The organism is Stenotrophomonas sp. STEN225 (assembly GCF_056756445.1).
The window spans coordinates 23,224-41,156 of record NZ_JBRRBV010000010.1; the positions used below are offsets into that span (position 1 = coordinate 23,224).

The 17,933-nt window shown below is 66.7% G+C and carries 17 protein-coding genes; 14 read left to right on the top strand and 3 right to left on the bottom strand.

Going from position 1 to position 17,933, the window contains the following annotated elements; all coding sequences use genetic code 11:
• Nucleotides 1-477 precede the first annotated feature (477 nt).
• The 8 genes from rhlB to ACVOJ1_RS11570 all read left to right on the top strand — a co-directional run bounded on the left by rhlB (nt 478) and on the right by ACVOJ1_RS11570 (nt 8,490).
• On the top strand, nt 478-2,205 hold the full coding sequence (gene rhlB / locus ACVOJ1_RS11535) for an ATP-dependent RNA helicase RhlB (protein WP_262101392.1): 1,728 nt from the start codon (nt 478-480) through the stop codon (nt 2,203-2,205).
• 123 nt (nt 2,206-2,328) lie between these two features.
• Nucleotides 2,329-3,015 carry a cell division ATP-binding protein FtsE gene (gene ftsE, locus ACVOJ1_RS11540; RefSeq protein ID WP_053515652.1) on the top strand — a complete coding sequence of 229 codons (687 nt, stop codon included), beginning with the start codon at nt 2,329-2,331 and terminating at the stop codon, nt 3,013-3,015.
• Between the two features lie 3 nt (nt 3,016-3,018).
• Nucleotides 3,019-3,966 (top strand): permease-like cell division protein FtsX, encoded by a 948-nt coding sequence (gene ftsX / locus ACVOJ1_RS11545; protein ID WP_053515654.1) that lies wholly within the window; start codon nt 3,019-3,021, stop codon nt 3,964-3,966.
• 7 nt (nt 3,967-3,973) lie between these two features.
• Nucleotides 3,974-4,816 carry a response regulator gene (locus ACVOJ1_RS11550; RefSeq protein WP_053515655.1) on the top strand — a complete coding sequence of 281 codons (843 nt, stop codon included), beginning with the start codon at nt 3,974-3,976 and terminating at the stop codon, nt 4,814-4,816.
• Nucleotides 4,813-5,526, top strand: coding sequence for a uracil-DNA glycosylase (gene ung / locus ACVOJ1_RS11555; RefSeq protein WP_346480453.1), 714 nt, complete (start codon nt 4,813-4,815; stop codon nt 5,524-5,526). Before ACVOJ1_RS11550 ends, ung begins: the two co-directional genes overlap by 4 nt.
• A 277-nt stretch (nt 5,527-5,803) precedes the next feature.
• The gene (rpoH, locus tag ACVOJ1_RS11560) at nt 5,804-6,679 is read left to right on the top strand and encodes an RNA polymerase sigma factor RpoH (protein ID WP_053515659.1); all 876 of its coding nucleotides are present in this window, start codon (nt 5,804-5,806) and stop codon (nt 6,677-6,679) included.
• 317 nt (nt 6,680-6,996) lie between these two features.
• Nucleotides 6,997-8,001 carry an RHS repeat domain-containing protein gene (locus ACVOJ1_RS11565; RefSeq protein WP_346480454.1) on the top strand — a complete coding sequence of 335 codons (1,005 nt, stop codon included), beginning with the start codon at nt 6,997-6,999 and terminating at the stop codon, nt 7,999-8,001.
• A 6-nt stretch (nt 8,002-8,007) separates the two neighbouring features.
• Nucleotides 8,008-8,490 (top strand): DUF2247 family protein, encoded by a 483-nt coding sequence (locus ACVOJ1_RS11570; protein ID WP_193395995.1) that lies wholly within the window; start codon nt 8,008-8,010, stop codon nt 8,488-8,490.
• Between the two features lie 149 nt (nt 8,491-8,639).
• Here the strand turns inward: ACVOJ1_RS11570 and purD are convergent, their stop codons facing one another.
• Together purD and purH are read right to left on the bottom strand one after the other, a co-directional pair.
• Nucleotides 8,640-9,923, bottom strand: coding sequence for a phosphoribosylamine--glycine ligase (gene purD / locus ACVOJ1_RS11575; protein WP_193395994.1), 1,284 nt, complete (start codon nt 9,921-9,923; stop codon nt 8,640-8,642).
• A 61-nt stretch (nt 9,924-9,984) separates the two neighbouring features.
• On the bottom strand, nt 9,985-11,568 hold the full coding sequence (purH, locus tag ACVOJ1_RS11580) for a bifunctional phosphoribosylaminoimidazolecarboxamide formyltransferase/IMP cyclohydrolase (RefSeq protein ID WP_065174411.1): 1,584 nt from the start codon (nt 11,566-11,568) through the stop codon (nt 9,985-9,987).
• A gap of 210 nt (nt 11,569-11,778) precedes the next feature.
• Here purH and ACVOJ1_RS11585 point away from each other — a divergent pair, with 210 nt between their 5' ends.
• From ACVOJ1_RS11585 to ACVOJ1_RS11610, 6 genes are read left to right on the top strand one after another with little or no spacing between them, the layout of a single operon-like run.
• Complete coding sequence (locus tag ACVOJ1_RS11585) at nt 11,779-12,396, top strand: CDP-alcohol phosphatidyltransferase family protein (protein WP_346480455.1); 618 nt, start codon at nt 11,779-11,781, stop codon at nt 12,394-12,396.
• Nucleotides 12,397-12,420: 24 nt separating this feature from the next.
• Nucleotides 12,421-14,184, top strand: coding sequence for a bifunctional alpha/beta hydrolase/class I SAM-dependent methyltransferase (locus ACVOJ1_RS11590; RefSeq protein WP_346480456.1), 1,764 nt, complete (start codon nt 12,421-12,423; stop codon nt 14,182-14,184).
• Entirely contained in the window at nt 14,184-15,518 is a 1,335-nt protein-coding gene (locus ACVOJ1_RS11595; RefSeq protein WP_461287983.1) for a phosphatase PAP2/dual specificity phosphatase family protein, read from the top strand. Before ACVOJ1_RS11590 ends, ACVOJ1_RS11595 begins: the two co-directional genes overlap by 1 nt.
• Nucleotides 15,515-15,952: a hypothetical protein gene (locus ACVOJ1_RS11600; RefSeq protein ID WP_346480457.1), complete on the top strand. Its 438-nt coding sequence runs from the start codon at nt 15,515-15,517 to the stop codon at nt 15,950-15,952. The genes ACVOJ1_RS11595 and ACVOJ1_RS11600 overlap by 4 nt, the downstream gene beginning before the upstream one ends.
• A 12-nt stretch (nt 15,953-15,964) precedes the next feature.
• On the top strand, nt 15,965-16,594 hold the full coding sequence (locus tag ACVOJ1_RS11605; protein ID WP_111186286.1) for a lysophospholipid acyltransferase family protein: 630 nt from the start codon (nt 15,965-15,967) through the stop codon (nt 16,592-16,594).
• Nucleotides 16,591-17,586: a phosphatidate cytidylyltransferase gene (locus ACVOJ1_RS11610; protein WP_053515673.1), complete on the top strand. Its 996-nt coding sequence runs from the start codon at nt 16,591-16,593 to the stop codon at nt 17,584-17,586. Before ACVOJ1_RS11605 ends, ACVOJ1_RS11610 begins: the two co-directional genes overlap by 4 nt.
• A gap of 29 nt (nt 17,587-17,615) precedes the next feature.
• Here the strand turns inward: ACVOJ1_RS11610 and fis are convergent, their stop codons facing one another.
• On the bottom strand, nt 17,616-17,891 hold the full coding sequence (gene fis / locus ACVOJ1_RS11615; RefSeq protein WP_005419706.1) for a DNA-binding transcriptional regulator Fis: 276 nt from the start codon (nt 17,889-17,891) through the stop codon (nt 17,616-17,618).
• Nucleotides 17,892-17,933: the final 42 nt, after the last annotated feature.

Sequence of the window (17,933 nt, forward strand, 5' to 3'; positions counted from 1 at the left end):
GAACTGGGCCTTGCCCGGTGGCGCGACCCTCGTCGTTGCCTCGCGGCGTCCTGCCGCGGTGCGTTCGGCGGGATGCCTGGACGCTCACGGCCGGCAGTGTACCCCTATCGCGGGGCATGGACAGTGGCCGGCTGGAACCCAGCGTATCGTGATCGCTTCGAAGCGCGGTATGTGTCGGATTTCACTGTCTTCCTGAAGTGGGGGCCGGCAGCCGCGGACTCCAGCGCCCCCGGCAGGGCTGTTCAAGCGCGGTGTGGCTGGGTGAAGAGGCGTCCCGCACGGGCCTGTCTCGCGGTTGTGTGAGACGGTTCATTCCGGTTTGGCCGCCGGAGTGCGTTAAACTGGGGCATTGAGCGGCGCGCGGACCCGGTGGTCCCCGGTCCGCCGACCCGCCGCAGGGGCCGCAGTTTGCGACGGTGCCCCCAGACGATGCAGTGCCGCCCGCCCGCTGGCCGGTGGCCATACCAAGACGGACTCATGAGCGACAAACCGCTGACCGATTTGACCTTTTCCTCCTTTGAGCTGCATCCGGCCCTGCAGGCCGGCCTTGAAGGAGCCGGATTCACCCGCTGCACCCCGATCCAGGCGCTGACACTGCCGGTCGCGCTGGCCGGTGGTGATGTCGCCGGCCAGGCCCAGACCGGCACCGGCAAGACGCTGGCGTTCCTGGTTGCCGTGGTCAACCGCCTGCTGAGCCGCCCGGCGCTGGCCGACCGCAAGGCGGAAGACCCGCGCGCGCTGATCCTGGCGCCCACCCGCGAGCTGGCGATCCAGATCCACAAGGACGCCGTGAAGTTCGGTTCCGACCTGGGCCTGCGTTTCGCCCTCGTCTACGGTGGCGTGGATTACGACAAGCAGCGCGAGATCCTGCAGCAGGGCGTGGATGTGATCATCGCCACCCCCGGCCGCCTGATCGATTACGTCAAGCAGCACAAGGTGGTTTCGCTGCACGCCTGCGAGATCTGCGTGCTGGACGAAGCCGACCGCATGTTCGACCTGGGCTTCATCAAGGACATCCGCTTCCTGCTGCGCCGCATGCCCGAGCGCACCACCCGGCAGACCCTGCTGTTCAGCGCCACCCTCAGCCATCGCGTGCTGGAGCTGGCCTACGAGCACATGAACGAGCCGCAGAAGCTGGTGGTCGAAGCTGAAACAGTGACCGCCGCGCGCGTGCGCCAGAAGATCTACTTCCCGGCCGACGACGAGAAGATCCCGTTGCTGCTGGGCCTGCTCTCGCGCAGCGAAGGCGCCCGCACCATGGTCTTCGTCAACACCAAGGTCTTCGTCGAGCGCGTGGCGCGTTCGCTGGAAAAGGCCGGGTACCGGGTCGGCGTCCTGTCCGGCGACGTGCCGCAGAAGAAGCGCGAGAGCCTGCTCAACCGCTTCCAGAAGGGCCAGCTGGAAATCCTGGTCGCCACCGACGTGGCTGCCCGCGGCCTGCATATCGACGGCATCAAGTACGTCTACAACTACGACCTGCCGTTCGACGCCGAAGACTATGTGCACCGCATCGGCCGTACCGCACGCCTGGGCGAAGAGGGTGACGCGATCAGCTTTGCCTGCGAGCGTTATGCGATGAGCCTGCCGGACATCGAGGCCTACATCGAACAGAAGATTCCGTCCGAGCCGGTCACCAAGGAACTGATGACCGCACTGCCGCGTCCGGAACGCCCGGCCACGGTCGCTGGCGAGGACGGTGACGAGAACGAGAGCGTCGGCCAGATCTTCCGCGAGGCGCGCGAAGCCCGCGCCGCCGAGGAAGAGCGTCGTGGCGGTGGCCGCAGCGGTGGTCGCTCCGGTGCCGGCCGTGGCGAGCGCCGCGAGGGCGAGCGCAGCGGCGAACGCCGCTCGCGTGGTCCGCGCAAGCCGCGGGTGGAAGGCGAGCAGGGCGCGACCGCGCCGGTGGAAGGTGCCGCGTCCGGCACCCCGGCCCAGGCCCCGCGTCCGCCGCGTCCGCCGCGTGCCGAAGGTGCTCCGGAGCTCGCGGCGGACGGCGAGCGCAAGCCGCGCAAGCGCCGTCGTCGTCGCCATGGCCGTCCGGTCGAGGGTGGCGAGGCGATGGTCGCCAACGGCAGCGCCGGCAACGGTGCCTCGCCGGTGACGCCGGTTCACGTGGTGGCCAAGCCGGTGCGCAGCACCGACGCCGCCGACTCGTTCCTGACCCGCATCGGCCGCAAGATCCGCCGGATGCTGTCGGGCGGCTGATCGGCGCACCCGGTCAGCGGTAGCGCCGGGCCATGCCCGGCGCGCGCAGCGGCAGATCGACGATTCCACCCGGGCGCGTCCCGGCGCTATCGATACTTCGCGCCGGTCCTGCATAATCGGGGCATGAGTGTCCTGCGCTTCGACAATGTCAGCAAACAGTACGCCGGTGGCCACGAAGCACTGATCGACGTCAGCTTCGAGGTCGCGCCGGGCGAGATGCTGTTCGTCACCGGCCATTCCGGGGCGGGCAAGAGCACCCTGCTCAAGTTGATCCACCTCGACGAGCGGCCCAGCCGCGGCGCGGTGGTCTTCGACGAGCGCAACCTGCTGAAGGTGCGCGGCGGCGACGTGCCGCGCCATCGGCGCGCGGTCGGTGCGGTGTACCAGGACCATCGCCTGCTGATGGACCGGACCATCGCCGAGAACGTGGCACTGCCGCTGATCCTGCGCGGTACGCGCCGTGGTGACATCGGCAAGCGCGTGCGTTCCGTGCTGGAACGGATGGGCCTGGGCCATCGCGAGAAGGCGCTGCCGTCGCAGCTGTCGGCCGGCGAACAGCAGCGCGTGGGCATCGCCCGCGCCATCGTGGGTGAACCCAAGCTGCTGGTTGCCGACGAGCCGACCGGCAACCTGGACCCGACCCTGGCGGCGGAGATCATGGCCCTGTTTGCCGAGCTGCCCGCGCGCGGCACCAGTGTGCTGGTGGTCAGCCACGACCTTCCCCTGCTGCGTCGCATGCGCAAGCGTGTGCTGATTCTCGACCACGGCCGGCTGGTGGACGACATCTCGCCGCAGGATCTGGCGGAGTAACGCATGGCGAAGAACGAAAACAGCGAAGCCGCCGCACCCTCGCGTCTCGGCGTGTGGTTCCAGCACCACGTGCACAGCGTGGTGTTCAGCCTGGGCCGCGCCTGCCGCAAGCCGTGGGCGACCCTGCTGACGGTGATGGTCATGGCGCTGGCGCTGGCGCTGCCACTGGGCCTGTCGATCGCGCTGGACAACCTCAAGCATTTCGCCGGCAGCGTGCAGCAGTCGCGCGACATCAATGTCTTCCTCAAGGGCACGGTGGATGGCCCGGGTGCGTTGCGCCTGGCCGGCCAGCTGCGCGACCGCGATGACGTCGGCGAGGTGACCGTGCGCACGCCCGAGCAAGGGCTGCAGGAGCTGCGCGATGCCGGCCTTGGCGAGGCGATCGACGCGCTGAATGACAATCCGCTGCCTTCGCTGCTGGTCATCACCCCGGGGCAGGGCAAGGACGATGCGCGTCTGGCGCGTGCGCTGGAAAGCCTGCCCGAGGCCGATCTGGTGCAGCACGATGCGCTGTGGCGGCAGCGTCTGGATGCGTGGCTGGCGTTCGGCGCGCGGCTGGTACAGGTGCTTTCGGTGCTGCTCGGCGTCGGCGCTGCGTTGGTGGTCGGCAACACCGTGCGCCTCGACATCCAGGCACGGCGCGAGGAAATCGGCGTGCTGCAGCTGCTCGGCGCCAGCGATGGCTTCATCCGCCGGCCCTTCCTGTATCTGGGCGCCTGGTACGGGCTGGGCGCCGGCGCGGTGGCGCTGGCCCTGATCGGTGTTGCCGGCGCCGCCCTGCGCGCGCCGCTGGCTGACCTGTCACGCAGCTACGGCAGCCCGTTCGTGCTGCACGGCCTGGACCTGCTGCATGGCAGCCTGGTCCTGCTGGGCACGCTGCTGCTGGGATGGCTGGGCGCGTGGCTGGTCACCGGCCACTTCCTCCGCCAGACCCGCCCGACCGACACCTGAGACCGGCATGCAACCGCAAGCGCTGAAGCACCTTGAAGGGCCCGCTACGCGGGTGATGGTGGTCGACGGTTCCAAACTGGTGCGCAAGCTGATCGCCGACGTGCTGCAGCGTGATCTGCCGGGCGTGGAGGTGATCGGCTGCGACAGCATCGAGGATGCCCAGCAGGCGCTGGCGCAGGGGCCGGTGGACCTGGTCACCACCTCGCTGACCCTGCGTGACGGCGACGGCCTGGCGCTGGCGCGGACGGTCCGCGAAGCTGCCGGCCAGGCGTACGTGCCGGTGATCGTGGTCTCCGGCGATGCGCAGCAGCATCTGGAGCAGCGGCGCTTCACCGAGTACGTCACCGACTATTTCGACAAGGCGCTGGGCCATGAGGCGCTGGCGACGTTCATCCGTGGCTATGTGCAGCCGCAGACCATTCCCGGGGCGACCATCCTCTACATCGAGGACAGCCGGGTGGTGGCGGAGGCGACCAAGCGCATGCTCGAACGCCAGCAGCTCAACGTGCTGCACGTGGTCAGTGCCGAAGAGGCCTTCACCCTGCTCACGGCCGAATCGCTGGGCCGCAGCCGCCACCGCATCGACCTGGTGTTGACCGACGTCACCCTGAAGGGCGAATTGAGCGGACGCGACGTGGTGCAGCGCGTGCGCGTGGATTTCGGCTACGGCAAACGCCGACTGCCGGTGCTGGTGATGACCGGCGACGGCAATCCACACAACCAGACCGGGTTGCTGCAGGCCGGTGCCAATGATCTGGTGCTGAAGCCGATCGAGGAGCGCCTGCTGGTGACCAAGGTGCTGTTCCAGCTGCGCCTGGCCCGCTTGAACGATGGACCCCTGTTGCGATGACCGATGACGTAGTGGACACCCCGACGATCCAGCTGGAACCGAGCTGGAAGCAGCAGGTCGGCGATTACCTGTTGCAGCCGCAGATGCGCGAACTCTCCACCTTCCTGCGCCAGCGCAAGGCGGCCGGCGCGGCGGTGTTCCCGCCGGGGCCGCAGATCTTCGCGGCGTTCGACGCCACGCCGTTCGAACAGGTGAAAGTGGTGATCCTGGGCCAGGACCCGTACCACCGGCGCGGCCAGGCGCACGGACTGAGCTTCTCGGTGCCCGCCGGCGTTCCGGTGCCGCCATCGCTGCTGAACATCTACAAGGAGATCGAGGGCGACCTCGGCATCCCCCGTCCCGATCACGGCTGCCTGGTGCCGTGGGCGCAGCGCGGCGTGCTGCTGCTCAATGCCGTGCTGACGGTGGAGGAGGGCAGGGCCGGCGCCCACCAGGGCCGCGGCTGGGAAGGCTTCACCGACCACGTGGTGGATGTGCTCAACCGCGAACGCGAAGGCCTGGTGTTCATGCTCTGGGGGGCCTACGCGCAGCAGAAGGGCAAGGTCATCGATACCCGGCGCCACCGTGTGCTGAAAGCCCCGCATCCCTCGCCGCTGTCGGCCCATCGTGGCTTCCTCGGCTGCCGGCATTTCTCGATGGCCAACGACTATCTGCAGCGTCGCGGGCAGGCGCCGATCGACTGGGCGCTGCCGCCGCGCGCGGCGCTTTGACCTCCACAGGCGGCCGGGCCTGAACACCGGGCAACGTTTCCTGGCCTGAATGGGCCTCCGGAACGGCCCGTTCAGCTCCGCTTGACCGGAATCGGCCGGTTTCCAGCAGGTAATTGGTTGAATTCCAAGGGATTGTGAATCCCGAAAAGCGCGCTCGCCACTGTCATCAAATCGCGCTACGGTAGGGCTCTGTTTGGGACCAGTGTTGCATCAATAGGATGCTGGAACTTTTTCCTCCTTTAGCAGTCCAAATCCCGGACTGCTAAGATGGGTGCCTATGAGCCAGAACACCTCTACTGCCCTTGTGGCAAACAATCTCCCGATTCCCAGTGCGCTCGGTTCGCTGGACGCCTACATCGGTGCCGTGCACCAGATCCCGGTGCTGTCGGTCGATGACGAACAGGACCTGGCCCGTCGCTTCCGCGACGGCAACGATCTGGACGCTGCCCGTGAGCTGGTGCATTCGCACCTGCGCTTCGTGGTGCACGTGGCCCGCGGCTACAACGGCTATGGCCTCGCCCTGGGCGACCTGATCCAGGAAGGCAACATCGGCCTGATGAAGGCGGTCAAGCGCTTCGACCCGGACATGGGCGTGCGCCTGGTCTCCTTCGCCGTGCACTGGATCCGTGCCGAGATGCACGAGTTCATCCTGAAGAACTGGCGCATCGTCAAGGTCGCCACCACCAAGGCGCAGCGCAAGCTGTTCTTCAACCTGCGCAAGTCGAAGACGCGCCTGGGCTGGATGAACGCCGCGGAAGTCAGCGCGGTGGCCAAGGATCTGAACGTGTCCGAGCGCGAGGTCATGGAAATGGAGTCGCGCCTGTCCGGTCGCGATATCGGTTTCGATGCGCCCAGCGACGAGGATGATGATCATGCGCCGCCGTCGCCGGCCGCATACCTGGTGGCCAACGATGAAGATCCGTCGATGGCCTACGAGCGTGCCGACAGCGAGGACAACCAGCTGCAGCTGCTGCGCGAAGGCATGGCCGAACTGGATGCGCGTTCGCGCGACATCATCCGCCGCCGTTGGCTGGATGCGGACAGCAAGGTGACGCTGCAGGAACTGGCAGACGAGTACGGCGTGTCTGCCGAACGCATCCGCCAGGTCGAGGCGAATGCCCTGAAGAAGATGAAGGCGCTGTTCACCGCGTAAGGCATGGATCTTAGGTTCGGTTCCTATTTCCGGAACCCGTTCTGATGAAAAGCCCCGGCGTTGGTTGGGGCTTTTTTTGTTCGGCCGGCATGGCAGTTGGTAATGCAGGCCGCTGATCGGCTGCTTCAGTAGTACCAGCCCATGGCTGGCAGTCATGCGCTTCCGGTGGCCGTTCAAGCCCTCGCGAGGTTTATAGCCAAGGGCCTGGTCCAATTCAGAATGGTCCCTTTGGCCTCAGTCCTGGAGTTGGACTCCGATCACTGCCTTCCTGTGCTATGAATGCCAAGCCTTGCTTCAAGGCTCTTTCATGGATTGGAATGATGCGCAGGTTCGGGGGAACTGCAGGCGGTGTGTCGACCCGCTTCGGGGCATTTGAAGATCGAACTCGCAAGCTTGGTGTCATAGGCGCCTGGCTGTGCTGCCTGCTGCTGATGGGCCTTGGCCTGTCACCATCCGCAATCGCCCAGACAACGATCACATACATTCACACTGATGCCCTCGGCTCGGTTGTGGCCGAAAGCGATGCCAACGGCAACGTCATCAAACGATATGACTACGAGCCCTACGGGGCCGTGGTAGGCGGTCAGGTCACGGATGGACCTGGGTACGCCGGACATGTGAGTGACTCGGCCACAGGGCTGAGCTACATGCAACAGCGCTACATGGATCCACAATTGGGTGTGTTTTTGTCAGTGGACCCAGTCACCGCTCACCAAAAGCCAGTTGAGCAGTTCAATAGGTATCGGTACGCGAACGGGAATCCCTACAGGTTCGTCGATGCGGATGGAAGGCAGGCCGCAGAGCGATTCGTTGAGCAGCATCGGAGGGATATTGCTGCCGGAAATGGCGCCGTATACGAGCCGATGAGACCGGCCGCAATCGCTGTTACAGCGGCAATGGCTGCCCCAGTGCTGATCGAAGCTGGCATGGTTGCGATGGCCAATCCAAGTGTCATATCAGCAGCTACCAGTATCGCTGCTGATATCGCAGGAGTTACAGGTGCCGGTGGAGCAGGTGTGGCGGCATCCAAAGCTCTGAGTGTTGAAGGTCGGGCACTTCTGAATTCCCGACCTGTGGGAAGTGCACTCAAAGCCGACGCTGGGCACAATTCGGCGACCTTTATGCGAGAGACGGCTGCAGAAGCGGGTGTTCATACTCCGTTGACAGGGGGTGACGGCGTGGTCCGCACTCTGACGCAGCTGCCAGGTGAACTCAATGGAAAGGCCGGTCGATTTGAATACATAGTCGACAAGGCTGGCGACTTGACCCATCAAAGATTTGTGGAAGGTGGCAGCATGAACGGAATACCAAACAAGAAGTGAGTGTCCATGAGAACGTATGACTCTATTCAACCCTATGGACCCTGGAATCAGACCGAGGTGGCATGGGCACTGGGGCGCCATCTGATTGACTTTGAGGTTGTGAAGCAGTGCGCGTCGGAGCAGAAGGAACTGGAAGAGAAGTTCAATCTGAACGCCTTGATTGAAAGGCTTGAAGGGGTTCTTCCCGATGAGCGTAATAGCGTAGCTGCGCAGTTGGCGGCATTCGATAAGAACTCAAACGAGGATGAGATTCTCAGAAGATGGCTTGTTGCATTTCTCGCGGACGCCTACGCCAAGCGCGATGAGATTGCTGATCCGCTCGGAGAGGTTGAGAGGATCTACGCTGATTTTGATTACCCGGAGTCTCTGGAGAGCTTTGTCAGGTACATGCCAGCTTCTGATGGGTATGATCCGTCTGCTCACTCACATGAGCAGAACGTTGCGCGGCTCTTCGAGAACTGGAAACGTTATCTTGACTCGGCGAAATAGCGGATTCACTCAGCGTAATTTCCTTCGCTTGACGTGCGTCGCCTCTTCCCGAAGCGCACCGTCCCGGCTTCCATGCCGAGGACGGTGAAGACTCCCAGAATCCGTGATCTGGTTCCATGCAGGAGGCTGCGTGGTGGATCTATCAGGCCTTACCCCTCACGCGCGATCGCGCGCCAGCCGATGTCGTTGCGGTGGAATTCGTTGGCCCAGCTGACCTTGGCCACACCGGCGTAGGCATTGGCCTGCGCATCACGCACGCTGTCACCCAGCGCCGCCACACACAGCACGCGGCCGCCGGCACTGACCACCCGGCCCTGCGCGTCCAGTGCAGTACCTGCATGGAAGACCTTGGCGCTGGCCGGCACCTCATCCAGGCCGGAAATCACATCGCCGGTGACTGGCGATTCCGGGTAAGGTTTCGCGGCCAGCACCACACCCAGCGATGGGCGCGCATCCCACTGTGCCTGCACCTGGTCCAGGCGGCCATCAATGGCGGCTTCCACCAGCTCGACCAGATCCGACTGCAGGCGCAGCATCACCGGCTGGGTTTCCGGGTCACCGAAGCGCACGTTGAACTCGATCACCTTCGGTGCGCCGCTGGCATCGATCATCAGGCCGGCGTAAAGGAAGCCGGTGAACGGAATGCCGTCGGCGATCATGCCCTGCACGGTCGGGTTCACCACCTCGCGCATCACCCGCGCGTGCACCTCCGGCGTGACCACCGGGGCCGGTGAGTACGCGCCCATGCCGCCGGTGTTCGGCCCGGTATCACCGTCGCCGACTCGCTTGTGATCCTGCGAGGTGGCCATCGGCAGCGCATGCACGCCATCGACCATCGAAATGAAGCTGGCTTCCTCGCCGTCGAGGAATTCCTCGATCACCACGCGTGCGCCGGCGTCACCGAATGCGTTGCCGGAGAGCATGTCGCGCACCGCATCCTCGGCCTCGGCCAGGGTCATTGCAACGATCACCCCCTTGCCGGCGGCCAGGCCATCGGCCTTCACCACGATCGGCGCACCCTTCTCGCGGATGTAGGCCAGTGCCGCCTCCACGTCGGTGTGCACGGCGTAGAACGCGGTCGGGATGTTGTGCCGGGCCAGGAAGTCCTTGGCGTAGGCTTTGCTGCCTTCCAGCTGGGCAGCGGCGGCGGTTGGCCCGAAGATGCGCAGGCCGGCGGCACGGAACCGATCAACGACGCCTGCCACCAGCGGCACTTCCGGGCCGACCACGGTGAGTTCAACACCTTCGGCCTGGGCCAGGGCCAGCAGACCATCGATGTCGGTGACCTTCACCGCCACGTTGCGGCACTTGTCTTCGGTGGCGGTGCCGGCGTTGCCGGGTGCCACGAGTACCTCATCGACGCGGGAGGACTGGGCCAGCTTCCATGCCAGGGCGTGTTCGCGGCCGCCGGAGCCGATGACGAGGATCTTCATGGGACAGGGTTCTCGTAAGCAGAAAAGAAAAGCCGGGCAGGGCCCGGCTTGGTGATGCGGATCAGTGGCGGAAGTGGCGCACGCCGGTGAACACCATGGCCAGGCCATGCTCGTCGGCGGCGGCGATCACCTCGGCGTCGCGCATCGAGCCGCCCGGCTGGATGACCGCCTTGATGCCGGCGGCGGCGGCGGCATCGATGCCGTCGCGGAACGGGAAGAACGCATCGGAAGCCATCACCGAGCCTTCAACCACCAGGTTCGCGTCGGCCGCCTTGATGCCGGCGATGCGCGCCGAATACACGCGGCTCATCTGGCCGGCACCCACGCCGATGGTGCGGTTGTCCTTGGCATAGACGATCGCGTTGGACTTCACGAACTTGGCCACCTTCCAGGCGAACAGCAGGTCGGTGAACTGCTTGTCGGTCGGTGCCAGCCTGCTGACCACTTTCAGTTCGTCACGGGTCATGCCGCGGTTGTCCGAGGACTGCAGCAGCAGGCCCGAGCCGACACGCTTACTGTCGAAGTTGTTCAGGCCGTCGCCATGCGGAATGCGCAGCACGCGCACGTTGGCCTTCTTCTGCGCGTATTCCAGCGCCGCCGGCTCGTAGTCCGGTGCGATCAGCACTTCCACGAACTGACGGTCCAGGATGACCTGTGCGGTGGCGGCGTCCAGCGGCTTGTTGAAGGCGATGATGCCGCCGAAGGCACTGGTCGGGTCGGTGGCGTAGGCCAGCTCGTAGGCATCGCCGTTGCCGGCACCCACCGCCACACCGCACGGGTTGGCGTGCTTGACGATGACACAGGCCGGCGCATCGAACTGGCGCACGCATTCCCAGGCGGCATCGGCGTCGGCCAGGTTGTTGTAGCTCAGTTCCTTGCCCTGCAGCTGCTGGAAGGTGGCCAGGGTGCCCGGCACCGGGTACAGGTCGCGGTAGAACGCGCCGCTCTGGTGGGGGTTCTCGCCGTAGCGCAGGTCCATCACCTTGACGAAGGTGGAGTTCATCTGCGCCGGGTACTCGGCACGCACCGGCACGGCGGCGTCGGTGGCGGTGACCGCCGACAGGTAGTTGCTGATCGCCGCATCGTACTGGGCGACGCGGTTGAACGCGGCGACCGAGAAGGCGAAGCGGGTGGCCGCCGGCAGCTGGCCATCATGGGTGTCCAGGGCGCCCAGCAGCTCGGCGTACTGCGACGGGTCGGTGGCCACGGCCACGCGGGCGAAGTTCTTGGCCGCCGAGCGCAGCATGGCCGGGCCGCCGATGTCGATGTTCTCCACCGCGTCGGCCAGGGTGCAGTCGGCCTTGGCGGTGACCGATTCGAACGGGTACAGGTTCAGTACCAGCAGGTCGATGGCGCCGATGCCGTGTTCGGCCATCACGGCGTCATCCAGGCCCGAGCGGCCCAGCAGGCCGCCGTGCACCATCGGGTGCAGGGTCTTGACCCGCCCGTCCATCATTTCCGGGAAACCGGTGACCTCGGCGACGTCCTTCACGGCCAGGCCCGCATCACGGATCGCCTTGGCGGTGCCGCCGGTGGACAGCAGCTCGACGCCGCGGGCGGCCAGAGCGGTGGCCAGCTCGACCAGGCCGGTCTTGTCGGAAACGGAGAGGAGGGCCCGACGGACGGGCAACAGATCAGCAGTCATGGGACAGGGCAATCGGCAGCGGAGCGGGGCCGATATTGTAGGCGGTGGGGGCCGACGGCGGGCGGCGGCGGCAAAATTGACCGGCCCCAACGGCCCTGCGGCCGCCTTCGGTATGCCCTGGCCGGCGCCGCGCCGCGGACATTTCGACGGAGGTGCGCTCCCAATCGGGTAGGCTGTGCCGGAACTGCCAGGGAGCTGCGGGTTCGGATCGTGTCGATCTATGCATTGAAAGGACGTTTCCAGGACCTGCTGCGTCCGGCCGTAGGCGGCCTGCATCGCGCGGGGATCACTGCCAATGCGGTGACCGTGGCCGCTGCCGTGGTCTCGCTGCTGGTCGCCGTCGTGGTCTGGTGCTGTGCGCCACAGCAGCCGCTGCTGTATCTGGCCCTGCCGCTGTGGATGCTGCTGCGCATGGCCCTCAATGCCGTGGACGGCATGCTGGCCCGCGAGTTCGGCCAGCAGTCGCGGCTGGGCGCCTATCTGAACGAGCTGTGCGATGTGGTGGCCGATGCGGCGCTGTACCTGAGTCTGCTCAGCGTGCCGGGCGTTCGCCCGGAAGCGCTGTGGTTGCTGGCCTGGGGCGCAGCACTGAGCGAGTGCGCCGGCGTGCTGGGCCTGATGGTCGGTGCCAGCCGCCGCTATGACGGCCCGATGGGCAAGAGCGACCGTGCCTTCGTCATCGGCCTGCTGGGCCTGCTGCTGGCGTTCGGCTGGGCCGGTGCCCTGACGGTCGGCGGCGTGGCCGCAGCGATGGCGCTGCTGTGCGGGGTAACGGCGGTCAACCGCGTCCGGCGGGGACTGAAGGAAGCGGCCACAGCGCAGCGATAAGTCAACAGCCCACCAGGAGAAGGCATGCGTCAGGTGCAGGAACGGGAATTCCACAGCTTCGACCAAGTACCGCTGTTCTACCGGCACTGGCCGGTTGCGGCCGCAGGCACACCACCGGGGCGCACGGTCCGGGCCATCGTGCTGCTGCATCGTGGCCACGAGCATTCAGGGCGGGTCGCCCACCTGGTCGACGAGCTGGACCTGCCGGAGATCGCCTTCTTCGCCTGGGACGCGCGCGGCAACGGCCGCTCGCCGGGCGAGCGTGGCGACGCACCGGGCTTCCCTGCGCTGGTGCGCGACCTGGACAGCTTCATCGCCCACATCGGCAGCGAGCACGGCATCGCGGTCGAGGACATCGTCTTGGTCGCGCAGAGCGTGGGCGCGGTCATCGCTGCGACCTGGGTACACGACTATGCCCCCCGCCTGCGCGCGCTGGTGCTGGCGTCACCGGCATTCAAGGTGAAGCTGTATGTGCCGTTCGCACGTCCAGGCCTGGCCCTGATGCAGAAGCTGCGCGGCAATTTCTTCGTCAACAGCTACGTCAAGCCGCAGTGGCTGACGCATGATCCGGCACGGGTGGAGAGTTACCGCACCGATCCACTGATCACCCGGCCGATCTCGGTACGCGTGCTGCTGGGCCTGTATGAAGCCGCCGACCGCATCGTGGCCGACGCGCAGGCGATCAGCGTGCCGGTGCAACTGCTGGTGTCCGGCTCCGACTTCGTGGTGCACCGTGGTCCGCAGGACCGCTTCTATGAGCGCCTGTCCAGTCCGATCAAGGAGCGCGTGTACCTGCCGGGCTTCTTCCACGACACGCTGGGCGAGCGCGATCGTGCGCCGGCACTGGCGCGCATCCGCGACTTCATCCAGGCGCGTTTCGCCGAACCGCTGCGCACGCTGTCGCGGCGCGACGCGCACCGGCATGGGCCGACGTTCGAGGAATCGGAGATCCTGGCCTGGCCACCGGAACGCAACAGCCTGGCCGACCTGCGCTGGCGCGGGGTGCGTGCGGGCCTGCGCCTGGGCGGCACCCTGTCCGAAGGCATCGCGTTGGGCCTGCAGACCGGTTTCGACTCCGGCAGCACGCTGGACTACATCTACCGCGACGAAGCGCGCGGCAAGGGGCCGCTGGGGCGGATGATCGACCGCAACTACCTCGATGCGATCGGCTGGCGCGGCATCCGCGTGCGTGGCCAGCACCTGCAGGAACTGCTGCGTGATGCGGCCATGCGCCTGCGCGGTCAGGATCTGCCGGTGCAGGTGCTGGACGTGGCCGCCGGCCATGGCCGGTATGTGCTGGAAGCTCTGGGCCAGGGCGAACAGCGCGCCGACCGCATCGTGCTGCGTGATTTCAGCCCGCTCAATGTGACCCAGGGCCAGGCCTTGATCGAACGGCTGGGAGCCGCCGACATCGCCCGCTTCGAGCAGGGCGACGCGTTCGATCCGGCGTCGTTGGCGACGGTGGAACCCGCGCCGACGCTGGCTGTGGTCTCAGGGCTGTACGAGCTGTTCCCCGACAACGACGCCGTGCTGCGTTCACTGCAGGGTATTGCCGCGGTGGTGCCGGAGGGGGGCTACCTGGCCTATACCGGCCAGCCCTGGCACCCGCAGCTGGAATTCATCGCCCGTGCACTCACCAGCCATCGCGGAGGCGCTGCCTGGGTCATGCGACGGCGCACCCAGCAGGAGATGGACGAGCTGGTGCGGCTGTCGGGCTTTGAGAAGGTGACCCAGCGCATCGATGCGTTCGGCATCTTCACCGTATCGCTGGCGCGTCGGGTCGCCTGATGGCCATCACCGCAACGCCGATCGTTGCCGATGCACCGCGTCCGTGGCGCCGCGCGCTGCTGTGGCTGGCGCTGCTGGGCCCGTTCTTCTTCGCCAGTTATGGCTTTGCCAACTGGATGGCCGGCCGCCACGATGTGGTTCCGGTTGTCGTGTTCGACTGGGAGACGCGCATTCAGTTCGTGCCCTGGACGATCGTGCCGTACTGGTCGATCGACCTGTTCTACGCGGTGTCGTTCTTCCTGTGCCGGCAGCGCCTGGAGCTGGACCGCCATGCGCTGCGGCTGCTCAGTGCTCAGGTGATCGCAGTGGCCTGCTTTCTGCTGTGGCCGCTGCGCTTCAGCTTCGAGCGGCCGGAGACGGGCGGTGCCTATGGCTGGTTGTTCGAGGTGCTGCTGGGGTTCGACAAGCCCTTCAACCAGGCGCCGTCATTGCACATCGTGCTGCTGATCGTGCTGTGGGTGAAGTTCGCCCACTACCTGCAGGGCGCCTGGCGGCTGGTGCTGCATGCGTGGGCATTGCTGATCGGCATTTCGGTGCTGACCACGTTCCAGCATCACTTCATCGACATTCCCACCGGCCTGCTGGTGGGCTGGCTGTGCGTGTGGCTGTGGCCGGACCAGGGAACACCGCCGTCGCGTGCCTGGCAGTCCGCGGAGGATCCCGCGCGGTGGCGGCTGGCGCTGCTCTACCTCCTGGGTGCCGCCGTGCTGCTGGTGCCGGCGCTGGCGCTGCGAGGCACTGCGCTGTGGCTGCTGTGGCCGGCGATCTCGCTGCTGCTCGTGGCGCTGGCGTACGCCGGACTGGGCACGGCCACGTTCCAGAAGCGCGACGACGGGCGCCTGACCATGGCCGCGCGCTGGCTGCTCGCGCCTTACCTGGGCGCCGCCTGGATCAATTCGCGGCTATGGACATGGCGGGCACCGCAGCCCTCGGCGGTGGCCGATGGCGTGTGGTTGGGACGGATTCCACGGGCGGCCTTGGCGTCGCCACTGCACGGCGTGGTCGATACCTGCGCAGAGCTGTCGTGCCGGGCGCCAGGTGCTGCGTATGCCAGCGTTCCGATGCTGGACATGGTGGTGCCCTCGCCGGCGCAGCTGCGCGAGGCCGCTACCGCCATCGAACGCCTGCGCATGCAGGGGCCAGTACTGGTGTGCTGTGCCCTGGGCTATTCGCGCAGTGCGGCCAGCGTAGCGACCTGGCTGCTGTGCAGCGGCCGGGCACGGGACGCAGCCGAGGCGGTGGCACGGATACGTGCCGCGCGGCCCTCCATCGTTCTGCATGACGACCACCTGCGCGCCATCCAGGCCGCCATCACCTCGGAGAGCCCCGCATGAGCCTCGCTGTCGACCTGCCGATGATGCGCCTGCTGCTGCGCCAGGGCCGGCTGCCCGCTGCGCTGTCGCTGGGACTGCTGCTGGTGGCGTTGCTGCTGCTGGGCATCGAGCCGGGACTGGCGATGTTCGCGGCCGGCCTGTTGCTGCTGAGCGTGGCGGCGGGGATGGTGCAGGCGTACTACGCGGTGCGCGTACAGCTGGACGCCAGCCTCCTGCAGCTGCTGCTGCAGGAGAAGCTGCACGGTGAGGCGGCGGCCGAACGGGTGGACGCGGCCCTGCATGTCGCCGGTCTGCGCCGCCGTGACGCGCAGGCGCCCGTGCGTGGCTGGGATGCGCGCTGGGCGGGCATGCGGGGCCTGCTGCTGCGCCAGTACGCGGCGGCGCTGCTGCAGTTCGCCACGCTGCTGGTGGCCGTGCTGTGGCCGCAGACCTGAGGAGAGACATCGATGTTTGCTGAACTGATCGCCCGCGCCTGCAGTGGCGCCATCCATGTGCTCACCGGCGCGCGGGCGCTGTGGGTCGGCTGCGCGCCCTCCAGCGAGCGCCGTGTCTACTACGGCAACCACGCCAGCCACGGGGATTTCGTGCTGATCTGGTCGTCGATGCCGCCGGCACTGCGGCGGCAGGTGCGTCCGGTGGCGGCCGCCGAATACTGGCAGCGCGACGCCCTGCGGCGCTATCTGATCGATGCGGTGTTCAACGGCGTGCTGGTCGAGCGCGAAGCGGCGCGCCGCCAGCAGGATCCGCTGCAGGCGCTGCGTGAGGCGGTGGATGCGGAGTGCTCGCTGATCCTGTTCCCGGAAGGCACGCGCAACGTCGGCGATGAGCCGCTGCTGCCGTTCAAGAGTGGCATCTACCATCTCGCGCGGCAGCGTCCGGAACTGGAATTCGTCCCGGTGTGGATCGACAACCTGAAGCGGGTGATGCCCAAGGGACGGTTCCTGCCATTGCCGTTGCTGTGCACGGCCACCTTCGGTACTCCGCTGCGGCTGCAGGCCGACGAGGACAAGGCGGCGTTTCTCCAGCGCAGCCGCCAGGCGCTGCTGGATCTGGCACCGGGCGGAGGACGCGCATGAGCGGATTGATCGCCGTATCGGGTGATCTCGCCGCGCGCAGCGTGGGCCAGCAGACCGGGCTGCTGTTCGCCGGGGTCGGCGCGGTGCTGGTGCTGGCGACGCTGGTGGCCGAGACCCTGCGCTGGCGGCAGCGTGGACGGCCCAGCGCGGTCATCGCCAACCTGGTCTCGCGCATCCGCGCCTGGTGGGTGATGGCGATCGTGGTCGGCCTGGCGCTGCTGTTCGGCCGGGCCGGGGTGATCGTGCTGTTCGCGATCATCTCGCTGTTTGCCCTGCGCGAGTTCATCACCCTGGCGCCCACCCGGTCAGGTGACTACTACGCGCTGCTGGCGGCGTTCTACATCGTGCTGCCCTGGCAGTACTACCTGGTGTGGATCGACTGGTATGGCATGTACACGCTGCTGATTCCGGTCTACGCGTTCCTGTTCCTGCCGATCCTGGCCACCATCGGCGGTGACACCACGCATTACCTGGAGCGCACGGCCAAGGTGCAGTGGGGGCTGATGATCTGCGTGTTCTGCATTTCGCACGTGCCCCTGCTGCTGAACCTGCGTGTGCCCGGGCATGAGCCCGCGCGCAACGTGCTGCTGCTGGCGTTCCTGGTGATCGTGGTGCAGTCCTCGGACGTGCTGCAGTACATCTGGGGCAAGCTGCTGGGCAGGCGCCTGATCGCGCCCAGGCTGTCGCCGTCGAAGACAGTGGAGGGCTTCATCGGTGGCGTGCTGAGTGCCAGCGTGGTGGGCGCTGCGCTGTGGTGGATCACGCCGTTCACGCCGCTGCAGGCGTTCGGCCTGTCGCTGTTGATCAACCTGATGGGGTTCTGGGGTGGCCTGGTGATGTCGGCGATCAAGCGCGACCGTGGCATCAAGGACTGGGGCCACATGATCGAGGGCCATGGCGGCATGCTCGACCGGCTGGATTCGGTGTGCTTCGCCGCACCGGTGTTCTTCCACGTGGTGCGGTATTACTGGAAGGCGGGCGGCGGCGGGTGACCCCGCTTCCACGACGTCGCCATCCGCGCTCAGGCGCTGATGCCGTATTCCTTCAGCTTCTTGCGCAGCGTGGCACGGTGGATGCCCAGCATCGCCGCGGCCCGGCTCTGGTTGCCTTCGCAGTGGTTGAGCACTTCCACGAACAGCGGAATCTCCATCTCGCGCAGCACGATCTCGTAGACGTCGTCTGCATCGCAGCCATCAAGGTCGCGCAGGTACCGGCGCACGGACTGGGCGACGTGTTCGCGCAGCGGTGGCCGGGGAGCGCCACGACTGTTGTCAGGACGAGAAAGGACAGCGTTCAAGGGGGTTCCCGATCTGGTTGGCCCGTGCACGCGGAGCGCGCG

What these genes read in the sequence shown, in the direction of transcription:
- rhlB (WP_262101392.1), top strand. Translation starts at nt 478, where the DNA reads ATGAGCGACAAACCGCTGACCGATTTGACCTTTTCCTCCTTTGAGCTG.
- ftsE (WP_053515652.1), top strand. Translation starts at nt 2,329, where the DNA reads ATGAGTGTCCTGCGCTTCGACAATGTCAGCAAACAGTACGCCGGTGGC.
- ftsX (WP_053515654.1), top strand. Translation starts at nt 3,019, where the DNA reads ATGGCGAAGAACGAAAACAGCGAAGCCGCCGCACCCTCGCGTCTCGGC.
- ACVOJ1_RS11550 (WP_053515655.1), top strand. Translation starts at nt 3,974, where the DNA reads ATGCAACCGCAAGCGCTGAAGCACCTTGAAGGGCCCGCTACGCGGGTG.
- ung (WP_346480453.1), top strand. Translation starts at nt 4,813, where the DNA reads ATGACCGATGACGTAGTGGACACCCCGACGATCCAGCTGGAACCGAGC.
- rpoH (WP_053515659.1), top strand. Translation starts at nt 5,804, where the DNA reads ATGAGCCAGAACACCTCTACTGCCCTTGTGGCAAACAATCTCCCGATT.
- ACVOJ1_RS11565 (WP_346480454.1), top strand. Translation starts at nt 6,997, where the DNA reads ATGATGCGCAGGTTCGGGGGAACTGCAGGCGGTGTGTCGACCCGCTTC.
- ACVOJ1_RS11570 (WP_193395995.1), top strand. Translation starts at nt 8,008, where the DNA reads ATGAGAACGTATGACTCTATTCAACCCTATGGACCCTGGAATCAGACC.
- purD (WP_193395994.1), bottom strand. Translation starts at nt 9,923, where the DNA reads ATGAAGATCCTCGTCATCGGCTCCGGCGGCCGCGAACACGCCCTGGCA.
- purH (WP_065174411.1), bottom strand. Translation starts at nt 11,568, where the DNA reads ATGACTGCTGATCTGTTGCCCGTCCGTCGGGCCCTCCTCTCCGTTTCC.
- ACVOJ1_RS11590 (WP_346480456.1), top strand. Translation starts at nt 12,421, where the DNA reads ATGCGTCAGGTGCAGGAACGGGAATTCCACAGCTTCGACCAAGTACCG.
- ACVOJ1_RS11595 (WP_461287983.1), top strand. Translation starts at nt 14,184, where the DNA reads ATGGCCATCACCGCAACGCCGATCGTTGCCGATGCACCGCGTCCGTGG.
- ACVOJ1_RS11600 (WP_346480457.1), top strand. Translation starts at nt 15,515, where the DNA reads ATGAGCCTCGCTGTCGACCTGCCGATGATGCGCCTGCTGCTGCGCCAG.
- ACVOJ1_RS11605 (WP_111186286.1), top strand. Translation starts at nt 15,965, where the DNA reads ATGTTTGCTGAACTGATCGCCCGCGCCTGCAGTGGCGCCATCCATGTG.
- ACVOJ1_RS11610 (WP_053515673.1), top strand. Translation starts at nt 16,591, where the DNA reads ATGAGCGGATTGATCGCCGTATCGGGTGATCTCGCCGCGCGCAGCGTG.